The sequence below is a fragment of the Fimbriimonadaceae bacterium genome (assembly GCA_019638795.1).
Lineage (GTDB): Bacteria > Armatimonadota > Fimbriimonadia > Fimbriimonadales > Fimbriimonadaceae > JAHBTB01.
The window spans coordinates 14,070-36,541 of sequence record JAHBTB010000006.1; the positions used below are offsets into that span (position 1 = coordinate 14,070).

Genomic DNA, 22,472 nt, shown 5'->3' on the forward strand with positions numbered 1-22,472 from the left:
CTTCACACGTTGGCAGTCGAGAAGCTCCGCACAGACTCGACCACCCAGGCCGCTTGCTCGTCGGTCATGTTTTGGTGGACGGGCAGACACAGAACTTGGTCGGACACTTCTTCGGTGACCGGCAACGAACCCTTGCCCTTTCCAAAGTGCGCGTACGGCTCGTGCAAGTGGAGCGGCACGGGATAGTAGATCGCGGAATCGACCTCGTTCTCTTTCAGGTGGGCCATGAGGGCGTCGCGACGGGGAGTGCGGACGCTGAACTGGTGCCAGGTGTGATGGTTGCCGGGTGAAGTGGTCGGCAGGTGCAGCGGCAGACCCGCCATGTCCCGCAGGTAGGTCGAAGCGACCGACGCCCGTCTCGCGTTCCAATCGTCGAGGCGGGCCAGCTTCGCGCAGAGGAAGGCGGCCTGCAACTCCGGCATGCGGCTGGTATAGCCGACCTCGTCGTAGTAGTAACGCTCACGGCCCATCCCATGGATCCGCAGGCTGCGGCTGCGCCGGGCGACTTCATCGTCGTTGGTCAGGATCAGGCCGCCGTCGCCCGCCGCGCCCAGGTTCTTGGTCACGTAGAAGCTGAGGCCGCTCGCCACGCCCCACGCTCCGGTGTAAATGCCTTCGTGGTGGCTCAGCACCGCCTGCGCGCCGTCCTCAAAGACAAGCAACCCATTCTCCTTGGCGATCGCGTCAAACGCCTTGACGTCGGCGAGCTGGCCGTAGAGGTGCACGGGAAGGACGGCCTTGGTCTTGCTCGTCACCGCCCTCTTGACGGCCTCGGGGTCCAGGCAGAAGGTGTCGGCGTCAATGTCGGCGAAGACGGGAGTGGCCCCGATCTGGACGACGACCTCCACCGTGGCGACGAACGTGAAAGCGGGGACGATGACCTCGTCGCCCGGGCCGACGCCGGCGGCCTGCATCATGATGCGCAGAGCGTCAGTGCCGCTGTTCACCGCGATCCCGTGCTTCACGCCGTGGCGCTGGGCGAGGCCCTCCTCAAGCTCCTTGTTGAACCTGCCCAAGACGTAGGCTCCGCTCGACAGAATCTCGGCGAACGACGCCTCGACGGTGTCCTTGACTTCGTTGTACTGCGTTTTCAGGTCGATGAAAGGCACGCGCACGGTGCCCCAGTATGGGGCTGGTGACGGAGAGGTCCAGGGGCCGGAGGGGCACAATGGCGGGGTGCGCCCTTTGCCCTGGCCCGTAGTCCTCGCCTCGGCGTCACCCCGCCGCCAAGACCTGCTCCGGCGCTTGGTCCCGGAGTTCGAAGTCCTGCCGGCCGACATTGACGAGGACGCCCTCACTGTCGACGACCCGTACGCGACGGCGCAGAAGTTGGCGCGGACAAAGGCCTTGGCCGTGGCGGAGTCTCGCCCCGAGGCCATGGTGGTCGCCGGGGACACCGTCGTGGCCCTCCAAGACGGCAATGAATGGCGGCAGTTGGCAAAGCCAATTGACGAGGCCCACGCTGTGGCGATGCTGACCTTGCTTTCTGGACGCACCCACACCGTCGTCACCGGCGTCTGCCTCCGCTGGCCTGGTGGCCTTTCGGCGTTCACCGAGGCGAGCAAGGTGACGTTTCGGGCCCTGAAGCCGGGTGAGGCGGAGGCATACGTGGACACCGGCTCGCCGATGGACAAGGCGGGGGCCTACGGACTGCAGGACGGGTCCCAGAGCTTTGTCGAGAAGGTGGAAGGCTCGGTGACGAACGTGGTCGGCCTGCCCTTGGAGCGGTTGGAAGAGGCCTTCGCGAGTCTGACGGCCCGCAAATGACGGTCAGTCGAGGAACAGAGGTGACGCAGGCACGGGCCCCGGGGCCACGTGGACGGCTCCAGCGATGTCGGGCGGGGCGGTTCGCCGGGAGTGGACCCGCAGCACGACCTGGCCGACCTCGACACGGTCGCCCACGGTGACGAGGGTCTCGACGCCGACGGTAGGGTCGATCCGGTCCGCCTTGGACTCGCGGCCGCCCCCGAGGTGGACGACGGCCAGGCCGACCGCTTGGGCGTCGATGCGCTCCACCCAACCCGCCGGGCCTGGCCAGACCACGTCGTGGACGTGAGGGGCGCATGCCCAGTCGTCGGAGTCAAAGACGGTCATGTCTGCACCCTGGGCGGCGAACCAGTCGCGGGCCTTGGCCAAGGCCCGGCCGTCGACGAGGGCTCGGCGGACCTCGTCGATGTCGGTGGGGCGGCCGACTTCCGCCAGGGCCGAATGGGCGAGCCTGACGCACAGGTCGGCGAACCGGCCCGTCTCCCTCCCGGCGAGGACGGCCAGCGCCTCCTTGACTTCGAGGGCGTTTCCCGCGCAGCGGCCCAAGGGCTGGTCCATGTCGGTGACATGGGTCGCGACGTGGAGCCCGGCCCGGCGGCCCACCTCCGTCAGCCAACTGGCGAGCTCTCGGGCCGAAGTGGCGTCGCGCATGAACGCCCCCGATCCGCATTTCACGTCGATCACCACGGTCTCCGCCCCGCCGGCGATCTTCTTGCTGAGGATGCTGCTGGTGATGAGGGGGATCGACGCGACCGTCGCGGTGACGTCGCGGAGGGCGTAGAGCTTGCCGTCGGCGGGGGCGAGACGGGGCGTCTGCCCGGTGAGGGCGAGGCCGATCTGCCCGGCCTGGGCGACCATCTCCTGCGGCGTGAGGTCCACCCGGAACCCGGGCACGGACTCCAGTTTGTCAATCGTGCCCCCGGTGATTCCCAGGCCACGGCCGCTCATCTTGACCATGGTCAGGCCCAAGCTGGCGAGGAGGGGGAGGAGGACAAGGGTCGTCTTGTCGCCGACTCCGCCGGTGGAGTGCTTGTCCAAGCGAGGACGGGGAAGGCCGCCCAGGTCCAGCCGCTCACCAGAACCGGCCATCGCGAGGGTGAGGTCCGCGGTCTCGTCGAGGGTCAAGGGACGGAGGTAGGCGGCCATCAGCCAGGCGGCGAGTTGGTCGTCGGTCCAGGTACCGTCGGCGGCCGCATTGGCGAGGGCGCTGAGTTCCTCGGCGGTCTGCACAAGGCCGTCACGGCGATGGGCGATGACCGAGACGGCGTCCATGCCGCCCATTTTACGCGGGGCTACAATCGCGCCCATGGAGACGATCCGGAGCAAGACGGGAGCGCGCCAACTGCAGAAGGCGGCCCGCCGGCAGTTTCCGCCCCGGGTCGAGGTCTCTTTCTACCTGCAAGACTGGGACGACGCCTACAACGTCGGTGGGATGTTCCGTGTCGCGGACGCCTGTGGGGCGACCGAGCTGGTGATGTCGGGGAAGACCCCGACTCCGCCAGACCCGATGATCGGCGTCACGTCCCTGGGTAACCACCGCCGGGTGCCGTACCGCCACTTTGCCCGCCACGACGACGCGTGCGCCGCCCTCTTGGCCGACGGCTGGTCGCTGGTCGCGGTGGAGATCGCGGAGGGCGCGGAGCCCTACCAGGAGTTCGATTTCCCCGAGCGGACATGCCTGGTGATGGGGAACGAGGAGAAGGGGGTCTACGCCAACGTCCTCAAGAAGTGCGCCGGGGCGGTGTACGTGCCCATGTACGGCAAAGGCCGTTCGATGAACGTCCACGTCACCGCGGCGGTCGTCGCCTACCGGGCGTTGCTGGGTTGACGACCTACTGCTTGGCCAGGTAGCGGTCGATCTCCCCGGCGGCTTGGCGTGCCCCTTGCCGAAGGTCCAGACCGTTCTTGAGGACGCCGTCCATCAGCTTGGCCCCTTCGGTCTCGACAAAGTCGTACCCCCGCACCCGGCTGCCCCAGGGTGGCCGGGCCGTGGCGGTGATGGCGAGGAACGCCTTTTCCCGGTCGTCCTTGGCCAACTCACGGGCCACGTCTTTGCGGGCGCAGACCGCGACCCGGGAGGCCTGGATCTTTCGCTGGACGGGGGCGCTCGTCATGTATTTGACGAACTCCCACGCGAGCCCAGGGTCTTTCGCGTCCCTCGACACCCCCATGGCGGCGGCGTAAACCACCGTCTTGCTCGGCTTGCCGTTGGCGCGCGGCATGGGGAGGACGACAATGTCGTCGAGGTCCAGGTGCTCGGACTCGGCGAACGACGTCAGGGCCCAGTGTCCGCTCACTTCCATCGCGCAGTCTCCGTTGGCGAAGGGGTCGACCCCGGCCGCGGCGGCCTGGGAGAGGGCAGGCGCCGACTTGTCGACCAAGACCATGTCGGCAAGCATTTGGAGTGCGGCGGTCGACTCGGGCCCGTCCAGGTGGCCAGAAGCTTGGCCGCCGTCCGCAGAGAGGACGTCACCACCGTTGTTCCAGACCCACATGATCCAGCCGGGCATCCAGGTGGTGAAGTTGAACCCGTATTTGTTCCCTTTGGTGAGTTGGCGGGCGGTCTGGCGGAAGTCGTCGACCGTCCAATCGGGCTTGGGGACGGGGACTCCCGCCTCGCGGAACAGTCTACGGTTCGCGTAGACGACCATCGGTGTGAAGTCGAGGGGCACCCCATACTGCTTCCCGCCGCGCCGGTAGATGTCGAGGACGTTGGGAAAATAGGCGTCGATCGAGAACTGCTTGTCTTGGGCGATGAACGGAGTCAGGTCGCGCATCAGCCCGTTGTCGACGAAGACGCCGCTACTGGAAGCGTCGAGCGTGATCACGTCGGGGGCTGACTTGGCGACAAAGCTGAGGAGCATCTTGTTGACGTAGTCCTGCGACCCGGGTGTCCCCTCGACCTGGATTTCGACACCGGGGTGTTGCCGCTCGAACTCTTCGAAGACCTCGCGATAGGCGACCATCACCGCGCTGTCATCGCCCGCCCCGCCCCAGTTGGCGACGCGGAGGACTTTACGGTCTCCGTCCGGAACGCACCCGGACGCCCAGACAGCCCCTAAGGCCATGACGACGGCTAACTTCCAGGGGCCAGGGTTCGACATGGACATGGCTGCTGACCGCAAGTATGGCCCGGTGCCGACCGACTACTTGCCAAGAAACTGAAGCAGTTCGCCCACGGTCCGGTCCTTGACCAAGCCACATCGGAACGGCGAGTCCATGGCGATCGTGTACGTGTTGCGCCGTCCCACCCGCGTCCGGGTCAAGACTCCGTCGGCCTCAAGTTCGGACACGATCCGTTGGACGGCCCGTTCCGTGACTCCCACGGTGAGAGCCACCTCGCGAAGGCGCACATCGGGGTTCCTAAACAGGCACAGAAGGACGAAGGCGTGGTTAGTCAGATACGACCACATCGGGCTGTCGGCGAGAGTCTTGGTGGCCATTGATCGTTGAGTCGTGAACTATAAAAGTTGCAGACGCACTGAATTATGGCTCAAACCATGAAATCTGTGCCGCGACATAGACCGTGGGGCCTACTGTTTCCGGCCAATGTCGCAACGGGGCGATGTCACAATAGTTCGATAAGTCACCGCGTCAGTCAGCGGTTTTTTCTTGTCCTGACGCCCAGAAGTGTCACAATAGGGGTGCGGGCGGAAGGTGCTTATGGATATGGGGTCAGAAATGAGCAACAAGGTGCGTACCAGGTCTGGGCCGGGCGAACACGATATCGAAGACATTTCGCGGGCGTTTAAAGCGTTGGGCGACTCCACACGCCTCGGCATTGTCGCCTTCCTTTGTCAGGTGACAGCAGCGGGTCAAGACGGCGCCACCGTCGGCGAGGTGAGCAAAGCCGTCACCGGGATCGACAAGGCCAACCCAAGGATCAGCTTCCACCTCAAGGAACTCAAATCTGCCGGTCTGATCACGGTCGAGAAGCAAGGCAAGTTCATCGTCTGCCGGCCCGACGTCGGCCGCTTGGCGAAGGTGATCTCCTACATGTCTGCGCTGGGCCACAGTGCGGGCGTGGGGCTCTGAGCGGTCCGGTAGGGACCGACGACGAGGGTTGGTATGCTCTGCCCTCGCAATGCCTAGCGTCGTCACCATGTCGCCGACCGGGCTCGTCGTGCCCGACGAGCCGATCATCCCGTACATCGAGGGAGACGGGACGGGCCCGGACATCTGGGCCGCGTCAGTCCGTGTGTTTGACGCCTCGGTGGAGAAGGCCTATGGCGGAAAGAGGAAGGTCTCGTGGCGCGAGGTCTTGGCCGGTGAGAAGGCGTTTATCCAGACAGGCGAGTGGTTGCCCCAAGCGACGCTGGACGACTTCAACTCCCACCTGATCGGTATCAAGGGCCCCCTGACGACGCCCGTCGGTGGCGGTATCCGGTCGCTCAACGTCGCCCTTCGCCAGATCCTCGACCTCTATGTTTGTCTGCGCCCTGTTCGTTGGTTCGAGGGGGTGCCATCTCCGGTGAAAGACCCCGGTGCGGTGGACATGGTCATCTTCCGCGAGAACACCGAGGACATCTACGCGGGCATCGAGTTCGCCGCCGGCACGCCGGAAGCCCAGGAGACGCTCGACTTTCTCCGCGCGAAGTTTCCCAAGATGTTCGACAAGGTGCGGTTCGGCACCGTTGAGAAGACCAGAGACTTTCTCACGGCGACCGGTCAAGACTCTGAACCCGAGGTCATGGTCGGGATCGGCATCAAGCCGGTCTCCGAGTCGGGCTCCATGCGCCTCGCCTACGCGGCGATCAAATACGCGATCGACAACGGGCGGAAGAGCGTGACCCTGGTCCACAAAGGCAACATCATGAAGTTCACCGAGGGCGCGTTCCGCGACTGGGGCTACCAGTTGGCGAAGGAAGTCTTCGGAGCCGTCGAGATCGACGGCGGGCCGTGGTGCCAAATCCCCGCCGGTAAGCCGGGTGCAGGCCTGGTCATCAAGGACGCCATCGCGGACATCACCCTTCAGCAGGTGTTGACCCGGCCGAAGGACTTCGACGTCATCGCCACGCTGAACCTGAACGGGGACTACTTGAGCGACGCCTTGGCGGCGCAGGTGGGCGGCATCGGCATCGCGCCTGGGGCGAACATCAACTACCTGACCGGTCACGCGATCTTCGAGGCCACCCACGGCACGGCTCCCAAGTACGCCGGTCTCGACAAGGTGAACCCGAGCTCGGTGATCCTGAGCGGCGAGATGATGTTCCGGTACCTGGGCTGGACCGAGGCGGCTGACCTGATCCTGAAGGGCATGGACGGGGCGATCGGGTCAAAGAAGGTGACCTACGACTTTGCCCGGCTCATGGAAGGTGCGACTGAGATCAGTTGCAGCGCTTTTGGGGACAACATCATCGCCCACATGGGCTGACCCGTGGCACGACCGCGGATTGGGGCCGGTGGTCTGCCTGCCGAAGCGGCGCGGGTACCCTCGGCCCCGATGGCTGGCGTCTTTGCGCGTTCCTTCTTCGACGCGGAACGTCTGATGCGCGAGTTCAGGTCCGACGAGTCGGCCATGGCGACGCTGGACGACCTTGCCGCGCGGCTGACCCAGTGCTTCAGGGACGGGAACAAAGTGATGGCGGCGGGCAACGGTGGGAGCCATGCCGACGCCCTCCACTTCTGCGAGGAGTGGACGGGACGGTTCAAGAAGGACCGCGTCCCCCTGCCCGCCATCGCCTTGGGCGAGGCCACCCACATGACTTGCGTGGGGAACGACTACGGCTTCGAACACGGCCTGAGCCGTCTGGTCACCGCATTGGCAAAACCGGGTGACATGCTCGTCCTCTTGAGCACGAGCGGGAACTCGGACAACCTGGTCCTGGCCGCCCAGGCCTCCCGCGAGGCTGGTGCCCGCACCGTAGGGTTCCTCGGTCGGGGTGGCGGTCGGCTTGCCCCGCTTTGCGACGACGTCGTCATGGCTCCGGGAGAGACGTCGGACAGGATCCAGGAGGTCCACATGTGCGCCCTGCACGCGTGGATCGAAGAGGTCGAGGTCCGGCTTGGGGTGGCGGGTGTCTGACGGACTCATGAGCACGGCGTTCGACAACCCGGAGGCGGTCAAAGCGGCCCTCCTGCACGGGTTCAGGGACTTGCGGGTGTTGGTCGTCGGCGACCTGATGCTCGACATGTACGTCCGGGGCGCCGTGCACCGGGTTTCGCCCGAGGCCCCTGTGCCGGTCGTCCGTGCCGCCGATCAAGACCCAGACCAAGACGTGTGCTTGGGCGGCGCGGCGAACGCCGCGCTCAATCTGGCCCGGTTAGGAGTCAAGGTCGAGTTGGTCGGGTGCCTTGGCGACGACGCGCCGGGCAGGTCGTTCCTCGCCCGGGCGGCTGATGAGCAGATCGGGACCGGAGCGGTCGAGACCGTCGCCGGACGCCGCACGACGACCAAGACCCGCGTCCTCGGCGGGGGGCAGCAGGTGGTGCGGGTCGATGTGGAGGACACCTCGGACTTCGAGAACTCGGTGTACGAGCGGCTGTCCGATTCCTTGGTCACCGCCCTGTCCGCGGACAAGTTCGACGCCGTCGTCTTGTCAGACTACGCCAAGGGCGTCTGCGCGCCAAACCTGTGTGCAAACCTCATGCGCACCGCCGGGCTGCGCGGCGTGAAGGTCTATGTGGACCCGAAGGGGGTTGACGTGGAGAAGTATCGGGGCGCGTGCCTCGTCAAACCCAATGAGGCGGAGATGTCGGCGATCGCCCGCCATCATGGCTGGGCCGAGGACGCGGTGGCCGCGTCGGTCCAGATGGCCGGGCACTTGGACTCCCGGGTCGCCGTGACCCTGGGCGAACGCGGGATCCAGATCGACACGGAGGGAAGGTTTGCCAGTGAAAGCGCCGACCAACGCGAAGTCTTCGATGTGTCTGGGGCGGGTGACACCGTGATGGCCACGCTCGCCGCCGCCTCGGCGGCTGGCATCGGATGGGCGGACGCCGCGCGGTTGGCGAACCTCGCCGCTCTTCAGGTGATCCGAGAGGTCGGCACTCGGCCGGTAGATCGGGCCCGGCTGCTCGTGTCTGTCATCAGCCACGTCCGCCGCGACTCGGACAGCAAGCACTTCGCGCTGGACGAGTTGGTCGACCTGCGCGAGGCCTGGCGCGCCCAGGGCTTGTCCGTCGCCCTCACCAACGGATGCTTCGACCTTCTCCACGCGGGGCACGTCAAATTGCTCGAGTCATGTGCCAAGACCGCAGACCGGCTTGTCGTCGCGTTGAACTCTGATGAGTCGATCACCAGGCTGAAGGGCGAGGGCAGGCCCCTCATGCCGGAAGACCAGCGACTGACCGTCCTGTCCGCCCTCCAGTCGATCGACGCGGTAGTCGTCTTCGGCGAAGACACTCCGATCAACGTGGTCAAGGCGTTGAGGCCCGACGTTTTGGTCAAAGGGGCCGACTACACCAAGGACCGGGTCGTCGGAGCCGACATCGTCGAATCGTATGGCGGGCGGGTCGAGCTTGTCCCGCTCTGGGAGGGCCTCAGCACAACGCGCCTGGCCGCCGCGATCAACAAGCTGTGAGCGGCTTGGTCGTCTTGACCGGCGGAGCCGGGTTTGTCGGGTCACGCCTCTTGCGCGCCCTGAACCAGGGGGGATGCGACAACGTCCTTGTCGTTGACAACTTGGACAGTGATCCGGCGAAGCTGCGCAATCTCGACGGCCTCAAGCTGGCCGACTACATCCACAAGGACATTTTCATCCGGCTTGTCGATGACGGGAAGTTCAACCAACAGGTGGATGTGGTGTTCCACCAGGGCGCATGCACGGACACACTGGTGCGTGACGAGGCCTATATGATGGCGAACAACACCGCTTGGTCCAAGAGGCTGCTCCATTGGGCCGTGCGCAACTCGACCAAGTTCGTCTACGCGTCGAGCGCGGCGGTGTACGGTCTGGGGTCATCTTATTCGGAGTCCGAACGAGATATCGTCCCCCTCAACATCTATGGGTACTCCAAGCTGATGTTCGACCGCCATGTCGAGACGCTTGCTCCGGGAGTCGACTCGACGATGGTCGGCCTCCGCTACTTCAACGTGTACGGCCCCGGTGACCGTCACAAAGGTCGGATGGCGTCGATGGTCACTCAGTTCGCCGACCAGGTCAAGGCGACGGGCGTCGCCAAGCTCTTTGGCCCCTCGCCAGGCTACGCGGCGGGCGAGCAGACCCGTGACTTCGTCCACGTTGACGACGTTGTCGCCCTCAACCTCCACTTTTGGCAGAGCGACCCTCGACAGGGTGTCGTGAACGCGGGGACGGGTGTGGCGCGGACTTGGAACGACTTGGCTCGGGCCGTCGTGGCCGCGTTAGGGACGGGTCGGATCGAGTACGTTCCGTTCCCTGCCGGACTGCTGGCCCACTACCAAACCCACACCCAAGCAGACTTGTCCAGGCTCAGGTCTTGGGGTTGTCCACATCAGTTCCGGACACTTGAGGACGGTGTGGCGCAAACATTGTCGGCTTCCTAGTTTGAAATGGCACCCGTTGTGTAGAATGGAACCCGCATGTCATTAGACGCCCAAGGAGTGGCCGTCTCTCGCCCCATGAATCTTGCTGGGTCGACCCGCGACTTTTCACCCGAAGACCTTTACTGGATCGCCAGCGAGTTTGACGTCGGCCCGATCACCGGGCTCGAGTACTTTGTCGAACGCGGCAACATCAACCTCCACACCTTCTTTGTCCAAAACGAGGAAGGCGGCGGATTTCTCCTCCAGCGCCTGAACACCGACGTGTTCACCAACCCTTACCGGCTGATGGACACGATGCAAGAGTGGATCAGGCACCAGTCGGCGTCGGTGGCGTCGCGCGGGGTGCAGTGGGTGCCGATCACTTTGGTTCCCACACGGTCTGGCGCCCCCTATCTGGACCTGTCCGACGAGTCGGGGCTCTCCGTCTGGCGCACGATGGTGCGCATCACTGACACCCTTTCCTATAAGAGTCTTGGTCAAGTCCCCACGCGGACGAAGTCGCTCAACCTGGCCGAGGAGACGGGCCGTGGCCTTGCCTTGAACTCTGACCTTGTGTCTGAAATGCCGACTGACCAATTGGTCAGTTCTCTGCCCGGTTACCGTGACACCGCCGGCTACTTCAAGCAGTTCCATTCGGTCTTGGCGGGTAACTTCGCCGCGGAGGATGTCGAGCACCTCCTGCCTGCCTCAGACGAGGTCCGCCATGCGACGGCTTCACTGTATCGCTTGGCCCTCGACCCGGCTGAGGCCGAGCGAAGGCGGGAAGACCCCGAGTTGGCGCCGTACATCGAGCAAATCCTGGCCGACGAGCAGTGGGCCATGGGCCTCCAACAGGCCGTCCAAGCGGGCGAGGTGCGCCAGACCGCCGTCCACGGCGACACCAAAATCGAGAACTTCCTCTTCTGCAAGTACACCGGCCAAGTGCGAAGCCTTGTCGACCTCGACACGATCATGCCTTACACGTGGCTGGCCGACTGGGGGGACATGGTGCGGTCGCTCGCGAATGTCGCCGGGGAGAAAGAGCCTGACACCAAGCAGATCCAGGTTGACAAGGACGTCTACGCCGCGGTGACCCGCGGTTTCCTGAGCACCGCACAGGAGGCCACTCCTGCCGAGACCGCCTTGATGCCGGAGGCGGTAGAGACGATCGCCACCGAGCTCGGTGTCCGGTTCCTGACCGACTATCTGCGGGGAGACAATTACTTCCTGCTTGGCCCAGAAGACCCGGCGGATCTGAACAAGACCCGGGGCATTGGCCAACTGACCCTGGCCAGACGCCTCCGAGAGCTCCGTCCCTGGGCCCGGGACACCGTCCGCCAGTACTCGCGCTGAACTGGTGCCACCTAACCACCTTCCCAACGTTGATAATAAGGAGGGGTCGCCGTCGGCGACCGAACATTGACTAGGGAAGCGCCGCTGTATGCCCCAGACACCCAACACGCTGGGTAAGTACCAAATCATCCGGGAGATCGCCCGCTCGAACGACATCGTCTACGAGGCCTACGATCCCGTGATGCACCGGCGTGTCGCGGTCAAGGAACTCGACATGCCGGGCGGGGCGACGGCCCAGCAGAAACAAGACCGCATCAAGCGGTTTTTGCGCGAGGCCCGGGCGGCCGGCTCGCTGGTGCACCCCAACATCGTCACCGTCTACGAGGTGGCCGAAGAGGGCGACCGGCACTTTCTCGCCATGGAGTTCCTCGACGGGCAGACGCTCCGTCAAGAAATGGAAGCGGCCGGGTTCCTTGACCCGGCCCGGGCGTGTCTGGTCGCCAAGGAGATTCTCGCCGGCTTGGAGTTCGCCCACAAAAACGGCGTCGTCCACCGGGACATCAAGCCGGAGAACATCCAGATCCTCGAGAACGGTCAGATCAAGCTGACCGATTTCGGTATCGCCCGGCTCATGTTCGAACCCAACCTGACGATGGACGGCCAGGTCTTCGGCACGCCTAGCTACATGTCCCCCGAGCAGATCAACGGCAAGGAGATCGACGCGCGGAGCGACGTCTTCAGTGTCGGCGTGATCCTGTACGAGATGATCGCGGGGGTCAAGCCGTTCACCGGCGACAGCGTCATGGGCATCACCTACGCGATCATGAACAAGGAGCCCGACCAACCGGCCCAATGCCCCTACGGGCTCTGGCAGGTCGTCAACCGGGCGCTTGACAAGAGCCCGGTGATGCGCTATGCGTCGGCCCAGGCCATGATCGACGCCCTGGCTTCGGCGGAGAAAGGACTCGCCCCTGGCGCGGTGATCGACCCCTTCTCCACCACGCAGTCGGCCCAGCCGATGCCCTATGCGCAACCGAGCGGTGGCCCGGCGAACCCCTTTGCCCCGCCGGTCCAGACCGCGCCATTGAGCCAGCCCGCCCCCTATTCGACGGCTCCATACGGACAACCGGTCCCGTATATCCAAACCCCCTACGGTGCGCCGGCCTATCCCCAGCCGCAGCCCTATGGGACGGCGACTCCTTACGGCTCCCAACAGCCGTACATGCCGACGGGGGTCAGTCCGGTCCAGCCCGTCCCGGTCTACTATCCTCCGCCCCCGCGCCGCCCCATCATCAGCGCGGAGGCAAAGGCCACGATGGGAAACCTGCTCAAGTGGACGATCATCGTCGGCCTCATGCTCCTGATCGTGCTGGTCGGTATCAACGCCCTGAGTTCGGCGGTCGCCGACGCGCAGCGTCAGCCCCGTGTGGCACCCCGGTCGTCAGCCTCGCCGGTGACGGCCCCGGCGGCAAGTCGTGGTCCGACACGGGTCGCTGATGGAGGCCCGGGGCGCCCCGCGATCGACGTCCCTGCGACGTTGAGGCAGGCTCAAGAGACAGTGGCCCGGGCGATGAACGAGGACTTCGACAAGCGTCGTGGGGAACTTTGGGAAGAGGCGGCGAGCCTGTACGCCAAGGCGGCGACCGAGAGCCCCGCCGACGCGGACATGGTCAACCGGACGGCAGTGGAGACCTTTCTGAGCGCGGCCGACTACCTTGCCCAAGGCGGTGAGCGCACGCGGGCGAGGGAGGCTCTCTACCAAGCCCAGGCCTTCACGCGCGGCATGGACGACGAATACGCCAAGATCCGCGCCGCCCTCGACTCTCTCGGCGGCTAACCGGGGCCCATCGTCAGTCCACCGTCGACAAGAACGCTCGTCCCCGTCACATAGGAGGCTTGCCGACTGGCCAAGAACGCCACCACCGCCGCGATCTCGTCTGCGTCCGCCAGGCGGCGGACGGGGACCTCTTCGGCCTGGATCCGCAACGCCTCGTCCGGCGTGATGCCGCTCCGTTCCGCGCGCACGGAGGCGAGGTGCCGTTGCCGGTCAGTAAGGGTGTGGCCCGGCAGGACCCCATTGACGGTCACGCCGTGAGGGGCCAGGTCGCCCGCTTGGAGCCGGGTCAAGTTCATAAGCCCGCCGCGCAATGTGGAGCTGATCGGAAGGAGCGGGTTCGGCTGCTTGGCGACGAGGCTGGTGATGTGGACGATCCGTCCCCACTTACGCTCGACCATCGCCGGGGAGGCGAGTCGGACCATACGCACGACGTTCAAGAGGGTGCTTTCAAACCCCGCGGTCCACTGCTCGTCGGTCATGTCCTTCCAGGCTCCCGCCGGGGGCCCGCCGGTGTTGGTGACAAGGATGTCGGCCGGGCCGTAGCTTTCTGCGGTCGCCTCGAACCATCGCTCGATGCCCTGAAGCGTGCTGACATCGGCCGAGAAGGCCTGAGCGTCACCGCCGATTTCGGCCAGGGCGGGCAAAAAGCGGTCCTCGTCCCGCCCGCAGATGGAGACGCGGCACCCCTCGGCGGCGAGGAGCTTGGCGCACGCCAAGCCGATCCCCCGCGTGCCTGCCGCGACCATGGCGACCTTGCCCCGCAACCCGAAGTCCATGCCTGATTCTAACATGGGCGGTATCCTCGTGGCCCCGTCGAGGAGAGATGGCAGAGTGGTCGATTGCGACGGTCTTGAAAACCGTTGGGCGGCAACGTCCCGTGGGTTCGAATCCCACTCTCTCCTCCAGCCTTTTTGATTTGGGTCTGAAACAGATTCAATCCCAATCTGCCACGGTCTCTCAGACTCAAAGGCACGCAAGGTTTCAAAGCATGAGTGCGGCTTCCAGACCCTCTGCGACCTCTCCGCGCAGACGTAGATTTCTCGCGGCACCCCCCGGTGGGGTCAAAAATTTGAGTCTCCTTTCCCGATTTGGGGAGCCCCAATCTTGCGAGAGGCTCAGCCGACAAAAAGGTCGTGCAAAGCTGAGAGAGCCATCGCACCGCCAAGCAGAACCATCAAAATGCCGCCTGCGAATCCGGGGGTGAAAAAGGACTGGAACCCCGCCGACCACGAGGAAAATCCCGAAGATGGCTTGGGCAGTCTTGCCACACCCAAGTGCACATCCTTGAGTGACATCACCACCAGAATGTGGCGCTTCCGTCTTGTTGGCGCAGCTTACGCAGGTGTACATCCTGCCAAACTTCTCTTGGGATGTCAGTGGCTTCATGCAGATCGGACAGTTCATCAGACCTCCCTGTGCCCTCTTTCAACGGCTTCTGCAACTCATATTCAGTTCGTGCGATTTCATGAGGATTTGGTTGCCGTCCCGATAGGGGTGGAAAGTGTCGATGTATGACGTTGCATCAACGAAGCCCTGCAAAGTCAAGTCGGAGCCCTTGGGCTCACCGAGCAAATTGCTCCTGTACCAAAGCCCCCTTTCGAGCCCAATCATCTCGGCTGACCCGTCGACCTAGCATTTCAGAACAGTGGCTATTCCCTTGGTCGCACCTGCGGTGGAAACGTAATCGAAGACGGTCACCGACGCTCGAACAGGCGACTTCTTCCATCCGGAGCACGAGATAATGGCGCAAAGGAGGGTGCAACCAAACAAGACGCTGCCAATCCAGCCGCTCAGTGGGTTAGCGCTGCTCCGCATGTAGTTCTCTTACCTACAGCCTTGAGTGCAACCCTGTCGCCAATACGTGCCAAAGCGCACTCGGCAGTCGTCCATCTCTTTGGAAACGGACATCCTTCTCACGACGATTCGTGACGCAAGGGAGTCGGCTGGTTTGTCTCAGCGAGAAGTAGGCAAGAGTCTCGGTTTCAATCCCACCGTCTACCACAAGGTGGAGAATGGGTCGAGATTACTTGACGTTGTCGAGTTTGTTGCCCTCGTCCGAGCCATTGGAGTTGACTCCATCGAGTTGATGGGGAAGTTCCTGGTCAACCTTCAGCAACCCTGTGTCGAGGATGCTCAGTAACCTTGGCAACTCTGCCCCATCTTCTGTGGCTCATCGGAGTTATGTTTGGCTACATGCGCCACTCGCATTCAGCCCTCGCTCGTAGTACGCATCCAGAACCTCATTGTCTGCCAGGAATTGCTGCGTCCATTGGTGTCTGCATTCCAAGGCTTCGTGCAATCTAGGGTTCTGAATTGGAGTGAGCGTGCGCCCAACCTTATTCAACCACGAACCCGATACGAGAACAAACACTTGCATCGCATCAGCTCCTTTGCCACCTTACGCCATGCTACTCGGCGAGCTACCAGCAGCGCGAATGTGCGTTCGACCATTTCGTCCATTTGGGCATAAACCTCGATGTCCCACTTTTCGCATCTCTCCATGAAGTAGCAGAAGTCGGTGTGACCTTCGAGATTGTGTGACCACCAAACATCATAGAAGTTCTCTCGGGTGAGAATGCACTCGGCGACCACTCCTGCAAGGCCAAGTTCCGGCTGCATGTAGTCATCGAAGTGACCGTACGGAGTAAGGTCTTCCAAACGACAAACGCCAAGAGCACTGTCAAATGAGTCGCCACCGTAGTGTTCCAAGCTGCAGACGGATTCTGAATGGTTCATCAATGCAATTAGGGCGTGTCCTGCCTCGAGCCATGCCGTTCTTGTCGGTTCTTTGCACGTTGACATGTCGTGAAACGGCTTCTTGTTGCGGCGCTTAGATCGTCTACTCCAGTTTCGATTCCTGGCGCTGGTGCTCGACCCTCTCCTCGCGGGCACCCACAACGGAATTAGCCTGGGGACACCTGCAGTTTTCGAAGAAGATTTGCTTTGACGACATCAGGACGATTGCCAATCCCTTCATTGCTCGTCGCTCGACGAGATGGAAGGAGAAGCTCTGGCGAGGTGGTCTCTGGCTCAGCTTCCTGAACTCGATGCTGCGGTCATTGAACTCGTCAGGTTGCTGCAGTTGAGCTATCAAGACGCTGCAAATATCCTCGACATATCCGTTGACCGTGCTCAGTCGCGTCTTCGAGCCGCTTCCAATAAGCTCGCCAATTTGTTTGCTGATTTTAGGTGACCTCAATAGAAGGGCTGTGTTCGCAGGTTCCTCTCTGGGAATTGCCGAAGAAGAGGCGGGTCAGCGTAGCCGCACAATGCTTTCCTGCCCCACAGTTAACATCTCCCAGTTCCGCTGCGAGAGAAGCTGCCTCTTCCCAATGTCGCTCCACGGCTGTCGTGAATCGCTTCGTAGGGAGGTCATTCATGTACTGCGCCATCTCAATTGATGCATCACAAGACGACTTGAGCACGGGCAACTCATCGAGCACAATTGCCTTCGAGCCAGATACAAACTGTATCCTTGTGGTTTGGCGCGTGCGCTGCTCTCTCTCCCAGAGCCCCGATAGTGATGTTGGAAGTGGCGAATTCACGGATATTGAGAGGAACTATCCCCTTAAGGGGCTGTATTCATGACCGCCAAGTGAGACTGCAAGCACATGCGTTGAAAAGTCTTCTGCAATTCTTCTCACGCTGCCGTGCCCACTGCCGATGTGCCCTTGTCTGCACATCCATTCGGAAAGCTCGTTCCTTTAGATGATGAGCCTCTCGTCCTCGTTGAAGTGAACTCCGTAGAGCAGATGCTGTAGGAACTCCCACCGCCCCGGCTTCGAATCGAGAGCCGGATTGAGTCTCAAGATCTCATCACGGAACCATTGCGAGCAATACCGGATGACGCTCATGACTGTGACTCTCCATCTGCTGAGCGGTCTCGATTGCGGCGCTCCATGAACCTGTTCAGGTCTCAGAAGTAGGTTGCCCTGCTCAGGTTAGCTTCGCATACTCCTCAAGCCTCTTTTCGGTTGGAGTGTCGAGCGTCTTCAAATCGACGAGCAGCCGAGTGGTGTTGTCGATGCCCAGCGTATCGAGGACGGTGCGCTACCAGTCCAGATTGCCTTACCTCAACTGCGACGCCGTGATGTAAAGTCGGGCGCTGACTGTGCCGACATATGGGAGCCATTTCCAAACGAAGTCAAGAACCTCTCGGTCGTCGAACCAGGTCTCGACGTAATTGTGGATGTCTTCCGGGCTCGGTGCAAGTGGATGAGAAGTCCCCCGTCTTCGATTGCGGCGACATTGCGATTCAGGGTGCGCCAGTCGTTGGCAATAATGACGAAGCGGCTCTTAGTCTCGAACTCAACCGGGACGCCTTCATCGCCAAGGTCACTATGCCTTGTCCGTCAGGACACCGTTTTCACAGGTACCGTCTGGCACGCTTGCTTGAGCAGTCTCATGAAGGCACGGTCGCCGTACAGGGAGTCCACATCGTCCAGCACAAAGAGTTCGTCCTGGTGCTGGTACAGCAGCTTGTAGAACTCAAACGCAGAGAGGTTACCGTCAATGTGCTTACCGGAGCCACTAGTTGCCGCCTTGACAATGGAGGTTTTGGCAATTCCGGGCTCGCGAACAAGAATGATGTTGTTTTGCGATTGAGGCAAAGTGCATCACAAGTTTCAAGCAGCCCTCGATGGCTGGTTGGATGACCTCGAAGCAATCATCAGTTTTGATTAGTCAGAGGCTCCCATATTCAGGCAAGCGCTATTTCAGCGCCCGTCCTTGTACGTCGATTTGAAGTTCGTGTCCGACAGCCACTTCTTGAAGGCGGGATTATCCGAGAATTGTTTGAACAACTCCGTGTGGTCGGTGAGTAGCTCGACGAGAACCCGCTGCAGAGCCTTGTCATGCTCAATGCGAGCGTTCTGCTTGTCGGAATTGGCGATGGCGTTCTGGTACGCCTTGTCCGCCGCCACTTTCGCAGGAATCTCCTGAGTGATGACCTCTTTTATCTTGTCCCCGTCCTTCCACTCAATATTGCCGAACTGGTCATTGAACGACTTGAGGATGTTGCTCAGCCGGTCAAGCTCGGGCTCGGGAGGATGCCCTCCGCCAGCAGTCGGAACTGGTTCAATCTCGGAATCCTCGTCCGTAAGTGAAATTGAGAGAGCCGACCGAACCTCGACCCGGTAACTGTCCATGTCGATGGACTCCAGGATTCCTTTGGACAAGTCCTCCTCTTTAGGGGCTGGAAGTTTGGGAATGAGGAAATTTAGGAAGATGGACAGTCGCTCCCATGAAGCGATGCTGTAGCTGAGCACAGAAGCAAGGAATCCGTATATCCGCACGAATGCCTTGGCTTTGCCTTTGAACTCAACCTGACCATCCTCGTCGAGAGACGCCAGGTACGTTGCAACGCAGCCATCGAGAATCGGGTCAAGCGTGTCTCGGTCAGCACCAGCCAGATAAAGCTCGACAAGCTGCCGAATATTTGAGTCGCTGTAAACCTGAGCGGCATCGAGGTCAGCTTTGAGGTCATGCAGCTTGTTCGGGTCAGTCTCCCGAGCCAGAACGGTCGTGCGGTAGTAATCGTCAAACGCCATCTGAATGATGTCGATGTCGTTCACGAAATCCAGAACGAACGTGTCGTGCTTCTTAGGGTGCGCACGGTTGAGCCGTGAAAGGGTCTGCACAGCCTTAATTCCCGAGAGCGGCTTGTCCACGTACATTGTGTGGAGAAGAGGCTCGTCGTAGCCAGTCTGGAACTTGTCGGCGCAGATGAGGAAACGGTATGGGTCATCTTGAATCATCTCGGCAATCTTGTTGCTTGCAAAGCCGTTCAATGACGCCTCAGTCACTTTCTGTCCGCCGTATTCGTGCTCGCCAGAGAATGCAACGATTGCTTTGTACGGGCTCTTCCGATCCTTCAGGTAGTCCTGAAAAGCGTGGAAGTAGTCGATGGTTCGTTTGATGCTTCCAGTGATGACCATTGCCCTCGCCTGACCGCCGATTTTCTGCTTGGCAATCACATGGTCGTGGAAGTGGTCAACCATGATTTCGCTCTTCTCCCGAATGGCGTGGGTATGTGACTCGACGTACTTGCGGAGCTTCCGCTGAGCCTTCTTCGAGTCGAATTCGGGGTCATCCTCGACCGTCTTGATAAGATTGTAATAGCTGTTGACCGGCGTGTAGCTCTTTAGAACGTCCAAGATGAAACCCTCCTGAATTGCCTGCTTCATCGTGTAGCTATGGAACGGGCGATGCTTGACCACATCTCCCTCGGGATAGGGCTCGCCAAAGACCTCCAGCGTTTTGTTCTTGGGAGTCGCTGTGAAGGCAAAGTAGGAAGCATTCGGCAGCATCTTCCGGGCTGCCATGATGCGGTTAATCTGGTCTTCGGTGTCTTCATCCTCATCTGCAGCGGTGCCCGAGAGAGCAATGTTCATCTTGGCTGCGGTCTGACCACCTTGGCCGGAATGAGCCTCATCGATGAGGATGGCGTAGCTTCGCCCCTTGTGCTCACTTCCAATTTTGTCTAGGACGAACGGGAATGTCTGGACGGTTGTGATGATGATTTTCTTGCCGTCTTTCAAGTAGTCGGTCAACTGGTGCGTTTTCGACTTGGAATCTCCTTCTTTGACGGCTCCGACAGTGCTTCCGACTTGTGCAAACTGCTTTACCGTGTCCCGAATCTGCTTGTCAAGAATTCTCCTATCCGTGACGATGACGACCGAATCGAAAACGGAGACGGAGTCCTTCTCCAGACCCACAAGTTGGTGGGCGAGCCAGGCAATCGAGTTTGACTTACCGCTGCCTGCTGAGTGCTGAATCAGGTAGCGCTTGCCCAAGCCGTGAGTTCGAGTGTCCGCCAAAAGCTTCCGCACGACATCCCGCTGATGGAACCTTGGGAAGATGAGGAGGCGCTTGACTTTGCCTGTCTTGGGATCCTTCTCCTCGACTCGTTCAGCATAGTTTTCGATGATGTCGGTGAGACCCTCTTTGGTGAGAATCTCCTTCCATAGATAATCCGTTTTGAGCCCATTCGGGTTCGTGGGGTTGCCAGCGCCGTTGTTCCAACCTTTGTTGAAGGGCAGGAACCAGGACGCCTTGTCCCGGAGGTGGGTGCAGAAGCGAACCTCGGCGTCATCGACAGCGAAGTGAACCAGGCACCGGGCGAACTGAAAGAGCAGTTCACGACTGTCCCTGTCTCTCTTGTACTGCTGAACGGCGTCCTCGACGGTCTGCTTGGTCAGGCTGTTCTTCAGTTCAAAGGTGGCAATCGGCAGCCCATTGATGAACAGGCAGAGGTCGAGGGCAAGCTGGGTTTCATCCTTGCTGTAGCACAGTTGTCGGGTAATGCTAAAGATGTTGGCGTCCCAGCGTTCCCTCGCCTTCTGGTTGCCAGGAGAGGGCGTCCCGTAGAAAAGCTCGACGTGCGCCGCCTGGTGGGAGACACCCTTGCGAAGCACATCGACGATGCCACGCTTGGCGATTTCGCCTTGGAGCCGGGTCAAAAACTGGGTGCGCTTTATTCCATCCGTGCCAAGGTCAAGCTGAGAAAAAACCTTCGGTTGAGTCTGTGAGATGAACTTGAGGAGGTAGGTGAGGTCAACGCCATATTCCCTGCTGTAGTCTTGGGAGCGTCCGAGAACGTAGCCAGCGCCGCCGTAACCCGGCGGGTTCTTGGCAATGCCTGGAGCGACCGGTTTGAGAATCTGCTCGTTGGTCAGACCCGTGAGGCTGCGAATGATGAGCAGTTCAAGCCCCTTCTCACTTGTGTCTGTGCTCATGAGCCTCTCTCCACGTCAACAACTCTGTCATAGACGCCTGCCTCGACTAGTTCCTGAGTCATTTTTGAGAGCGCCTCTTGGCGGGCTGCGCTCCGCTGTTCCTGGAACGCCACCAAGTCCCGATACAGCACTCTCCTGTGAGTCCCAACTCGGTGGAAGGGAATCTCTCCGGCATCGAGCAGCCGCATCAGGTACGGGCGAGACATTCCCAGGAAGTTTGCTGCCGCCTGGGTCGTGAACGCCTCATCTTCTGGAATCAGGCAGACCGACTGCTGCTTCTCAAAGGCTCCCAGAACGAATGAGAGAACTCGGCGCAACTCACAAGGCAAAGCGACTTTCTCGCCGTTCCGACCGACCAGTGAGGCTGTTTCTCCCTCTCGGCAAAGCTTGGTTAGCCTCTGCAGAGACTCTGCTGAGACTGCACCTGGCTCGACTCGGATGTCCTGACTTGCACGCACCATCCAATTATGGCTCCAACTGAAATATCCGCAACCTTAGGAGAGCCTCCATCAAATGACCGTCAAATAAGATTCGGGCAGATTTTGAACCTAAAACCGGCTCTCAGAGGGCTCTCAATCAAATACCCATCAAATGAACTCTGACCTGGAGAGAGCCGGTCAACTCCGGCTGCAGTAGCTCCTGCGCTTCCTGAAATGCCTAGACACCCGTCTGTGAATCCTTTCAGGCTCCTGATTCGTCGTCAAATGCCCGTCAAATAAACTCAGCCCTAGATTTGAACTTGAATTCGGCTCCCAGAGGGCTCTCAATAAAATACCCATCAAATAAACTCAGTCAACCCAGAAGGGGACATATCGCTTCAGCCGATTGGAAGCATTCTCCGCATGAGGCTTGATGAGTCCGCTCTCGACAGCCTCCTTAATGAGCCGGGACACAGTGGCGCTGTTTCGCTCAGGAATGCCAAATCGCTCCCTCAAGCTAGCGTTCGTCACGTATTCTCGCCGGATTCGCTTCAGGCAGGCGTGCCAATAGCAAGCTCTCACCCGAGTGTCTGCGTCCATGTCCTTCAAGAGCCGAGTGCCAAAGAGAGTCGCTCTGGTGCTTCCATCCGGCACGCTGAACTCAGGTGCGGGAAGCTGTGAAGCCTCGACCAGTGCAACAACACGGTCAATTCCGCTCCCAAGCTCCTCGCAGAACCCAACACGTCGCATGTGGGAAGCAAGCGCCTCGTTTCGGGAGCGAGGTGGGAAGTCGAGCAATCTCCTGATGTCGCCGATCACAGGCTCGCCTGGATTTGAAATTTCAATCCTGCCCTGGAACACCTCGACCAAAACACCCGCTCCAGCCACCGCTAAGTCCTGGTGAATCACGGCGTTGGCAAGAAGCTCTCGGACAGCAACCGTTGGCACCATCGTAACTGTCTGCCGTCGAGCGC

21 protein-coding genes and 1 tRNA gene are annotated in these 22,472 nt (G+C 61.2%); 13 read left to right on the plus strand and 9 right to left on the minus strand.

The window, feature by feature from the left end; translation table 11 throughout:
* Positions 1-2: 2 nt before the first annotated feature.
* Entirely contained in the window at positions 3-1,115 is a 1,113-nt protein-coding gene (locus tag KF857_08425) for a DegT/DnrJ/EryC1/StrS family aminotransferase (GenBank protein MBX3112019.1), read from the minus strand.
* Between KF857_08425 and maf the strand changes: the two genes are divergently transcribed.
* Entirely contained in the window at positions 1,099-1,767 is a 669-nt protein-coding gene (gene maf, locus KF857_08430) for a septum formation protein Maf (GenBank protein MBX3112020.1), read from the plus strand. The two genes, KF857_08425 and maf, sit on opposite strands and share 17 nt — an antisense overlap.
* 3 nt (positions 1,768-1,770) lie before the next feature.
* Here the strand turns inward: maf and KF857_08435 are convergent, their stop codons facing one another.
* Positions 1,771-3,039, minus strand: coding sequence for a thymidine phosphorylase (locus KF857_08435; GenBank protein ID MBX3112021.1), 1,269 nt, complete (start codon positions 3,037-3,039; stop codon positions 1,771-1,773).
* A gap of 34 nt (positions 3,040-3,073) precedes the next feature.
* Here KF857_08435 and KF857_08440 point away from each other — a divergent pair, with 34 nt between their 5' ends.
* Complete coding sequence (locus KF857_08440; GenBank protein ID MBX3112022.1) at positions 3,074-3,595, plus strand: hypothetical protein; 522 nt, start codon at positions 3,074-3,076, stop codon at positions 3,593-3,595.
* A gap of 4 nt (positions 3,596-3,599) precedes the next feature.
* Here KF857_08440 and KF857_08445 read toward each other — a convergent pair whose 3' ends face one another.
* Both KF857_08445 and KF857_08450 read right to left on the minus strand, forming a co-directional pair.
* The gene (locus tag KF857_08445; protein ID MBX3112023.1) at positions 3,600-4,871 is read right to left on the minus strand and encodes a sugar ABC transporter substrate-binding protein; all 1,272 of its coding nucleotides are present in this window, start codon (positions 4,869-4,871) and stop codon (positions 3,600-3,602) included.
* 42 nt (positions 4,872-4,913) lie between these two features.
* A complete protein-coding gene (locus KF857_08450; protein ID MBX3112024.1) occupies positions 4,914-5,210 on the minus strand; it encodes a winged helix-turn-helix domain-containing protein in 297 nt (98 codons plus the stop codon).
* Positions 5,211-5,448: 238 nt separating this feature from the next.
* Here KF857_08450 and KF857_08455 point away from each other — a divergent pair, with 238 nt between their 5' ends.
* From KF857_08455 to KF857_08485, 7 genes are all read left to right on the plus strand, one after another.
* Positions 5,449-5,802: a helix-turn-helix transcriptional regulator gene (locus KF857_08455; protein MBX3112025.1), complete on the plus strand. Its 354-nt coding sequence runs from the start codon at positions 5,449-5,451 to the stop codon at positions 5,800-5,802.
* A 49-nt stretch (positions 5,803-5,851) separates the two neighbouring features.
* The gene (gene icd, locus KF857_08460; GenBank protein ID MBX3112026.1) at positions 5,852-7,141 is read left to right on the plus strand and encodes an NADP-dependent isocitrate dehydrogenase; all 1,290 of its coding nucleotides are present in this window, start codon (positions 5,852-5,854) and stop codon (positions 7,139-7,141) included.
* Positions 7,142-7,210: 69 nt separating this feature from the next.
* Entirely contained in the window at positions 7,211-7,792 is a 582-nt protein-coding gene (locus tag KF857_08465) for an SIS domain-containing protein (protein MBX3112027.1), read from the plus strand.
* Positions 7,793-7,799: 7 nt separating this feature from the next.
* Positions 7,800-9,290 (plus strand): D-glycero-beta-D-manno-heptose 1-phosphate adenylyltransferase, encoded by a 1,491-nt coding sequence (gene rfaE2 / locus KF857_08470; GenBank protein ID MBX3112028.1) that lies wholly within the window; start codon positions 7,800-7,802, stop codon positions 9,288-9,290.
* Positions 9,287-10,234 carry an ADP-glyceromanno-heptose 6-epimerase gene (gene rfaD, locus KF857_08475; GenBank protein MBX3112029.1) on the plus strand — a complete coding sequence of 316 codons (948 nt, stop codon included), beginning with the start codon at positions 9,287-9,289 and terminating at the stop codon, positions 10,232-10,234. Before rfaE2 ends, rfaD begins: the two co-directional genes overlap by 4 nt.
* 36 nt (positions 10,235-10,270) lie before the next feature.
* Positions 10,271-11,566: a phosphotransferase gene (locus tag KF857_08480; GenBank protein MBX3112030.1), complete on the plus strand. Its 1,296-nt coding sequence runs from the start codon at positions 10,271-10,273 to the stop codon at positions 11,564-11,566.
* A gap of 88 nt (positions 11,567-11,654) precedes the next feature.
* The gene (locus KF857_08485; protein ID MBX3112031.1) at positions 11,655-13,343 is read left to right on the plus strand and encodes a protein kinase; all 1,689 of its coding nucleotides are present in this window, start codon (positions 11,655-11,657) and stop codon (positions 13,341-13,343) included.
* Here KF857_08485 and KF857_08490 read toward each other — a convergent pair.
* Entirely contained in the window at positions 13,340-14,119 is a 780-nt protein-coding gene (locus KF857_08490; protein MBX3112032.1) for an SDR family oxidoreductase, read from the minus strand. The genes KF857_08485 and KF857_08490 overlap by 4 nt on opposite strands.
* Positions 14,120-14,160: 41 nt before the next feature.
* Here KF857_08490 and KF857_08495 point away from each other — a divergent pair.
* Positions 14,161-14,248 (plus strand) — tRNA-Ser (locus KF857_08495).
* A 989-nt stretch (positions 14,249-15,237) separates the two neighbouring features.
* Positions 15,238-15,483, plus strand: a complete 246-nt coding sequence (locus tag KF857_08500; GenBank protein ID MBX3112033.1) for a helix-turn-helix transcriptional regulator — start codon at positions 15,238-15,240, stop codon at positions 15,481-15,483.
* Between the two features lie 200 nt (positions 15,484-15,683).
* Here the strand turns inward: KF857_08500 and KF857_08505 are convergent, their stop codons facing one another.
* A complete protein-coding gene (locus KF857_08505) occupies positions 15,684-16,079 on the minus strand; it encodes a hypothetical protein (GenBank protein ID MBX3112034.1) in 396 nt (131 codons plus the stop codon).
* Positions 16,080-16,338: 259 nt separating this feature from the next.
* Between KF857_08505 and KF857_08510 the strand changes: the two genes are divergently transcribed.
* On the plus strand, positions 16,339-16,536 hold the full coding sequence (locus KF857_08510; protein ID MBX3112035.1) for a hypothetical protein: 198 nt from the start codon (positions 16,339-16,341) through the stop codon (positions 16,534-16,536).
* A 1,012-nt stretch (positions 16,537-17,548) separates the two neighbouring features.
* A complete protein-coding gene (locus tag KF857_08515; protein MBX3112036.1) occupies positions 17,549-17,998 on the plus strand; it encodes a hypothetical protein in 450 nt (149 codons plus the stop codon).
* 60 nt (positions 17,999-18,058) lie between these two features.
* On the opposite strand, the gene KF857_08520 is transcribed toward KF857_08515, so the two are convergent.
* From KF857_08520 to KF857_08530, 3 genes are all read right to left on the minus strand, one after another.
* On the minus strand, positions 18,059-21,079 hold the full coding sequence (locus KF857_08520; GenBank protein MBX3112037.1) for a type I restriction endonuclease subunit R: 3,021 nt from the start codon (positions 21,077-21,079) through the stop codon (positions 18,059-18,061).
* Positions 21,076-21,537: a helix-turn-helix domain-containing protein gene (locus tag KF857_08525; GenBank protein MBX3112038.1), complete on the minus strand. Its 462-nt coding sequence runs from the start codon at positions 21,535-21,537 to the stop codon at positions 21,076-21,078. Before KF857_08525 ends, KF857_08520 begins: the two co-directional genes overlap by 4 nt.
* A gap of 330 nt (positions 21,538-21,867) precedes the next feature.
* Positions 21,868-22,449: a hypothetical protein gene (locus KF857_08530; GenBank protein ID MBX3112039.1), complete on the minus strand. Its 582-nt coding sequence runs from the start codon at positions 22,447-22,449 to the stop codon at positions 21,868-21,870.
* Positions 22,450-22,472 lie beyond the last annotated feature (23 nt).

Excerpts from the sequence above, each read along its gene's own strand:
- KF857_08530 (MBX3112039.1), bottom strand. The coding sequence starts at position 22,449 with ATGGTGCCAACGGTTGCTGTCCGAGAGCTTCTTGCCAACGCCGTGATT.
- KF857_08450 (MBX3112024.1), bottom strand. The coding sequence starts at position 5,210 with ATGGCCACCAAGACTCTCGCCGACAGCCCGATGTGGTCGTATCTGACT.
- icd (MBX3112026.1), top strand. The coding sequence starts at position 5,852 with ATGCCTAGCGTCGTCACCATGTCGCCGACCGGGCTCGTCGTGCCCGAC.
- KF857_08455 (MBX3112025.1), top strand. The coding sequence starts at position 5,449 with ATGAGCAACAAGGTGCGTACCAGGTCTGGGCCGGGCGAACACGATATC.
- KF857_08465 (MBX3112027.1), top strand. The coding sequence starts at position 7,211 with ATGGCTGGCGTCTTTGCGCGTTCCTTCTTCGACGCGGAACGTCTGATG.
- KF857_08435 (MBX3112021.1), bottom strand. The coding sequence starts at position 3,039 with ATGGACGCCGTCTCGGTCATCGCCCATCGCCGTGACGGCCTTGTGCAG.
- KF857_08520 (MBX3112037.1), bottom strand. The coding sequence starts at position 21,079 with ATGAGCACAGACACAAGTGAGAAGGGGCTTGAACTGCTCATCATTCGC.
- KF857_08440 (MBX3112022.1), top strand. The coding sequence starts at position 3,074 with ATGGAGACGATCCGGAGCAAGACGGGAGCGCGCCAACTGCAGAAGGCG.
- KF857_08505 (MBX3112034.1), bottom strand. The coding sequence starts at position 16,079 with ATGAACCATTCAGAATCCGTCTGCAGCTTGGAACACTACGGTGGCGAC.
- rfaE2 (MBX3112028.1), top strand. The coding sequence starts at position 7,800 with ATGAGCACGGCGTTCGACAACCCGGAGGCGGTCAAAGCGGCCCTCCTG.
- KF857_08485 (MBX3112031.1), top strand. The coding sequence starts at position 11,655 with ATGCCCCAGACACCCAACACGCTGGGTAAGTACCAAATCATCCGGGAG.
- KF857_08445 (MBX3112023.1), bottom strand. The coding sequence starts at position 4,871 with ATGTCGAACCCTGGCCCCTGGAAGTTAGCCGTCGTCATGGCCTTAGGG.
- KF857_08480 (MBX3112030.1), top strand. The coding sequence starts at position 10,271 with ATGTCATTAGACGCCCAAGGAGTGGCCGTCTCTCGCCCCATGAATCTT.
- KF857_08490 (MBX3112032.1), bottom strand. The coding sequence starts at position 14,119 with ATGGACTTCGGGTTGCGGGGCAAGGTCGCCATGGTCGCGGCAGGCACG.
- KF857_08510 (MBX3112035.1), top strand. The coding sequence starts at position 16,339 with ATGGAAGGAGAAGCTCTGGCGAGGTGGTCTCTGGCTCAGCTTCCTGAA.
- maf (MBX3112020.1), top strand. The coding sequence starts at position 1,099 with ATGAAAGGCACGCGCACGGTGCCCCAGTATGGGGCTGGTGACGGAGAG.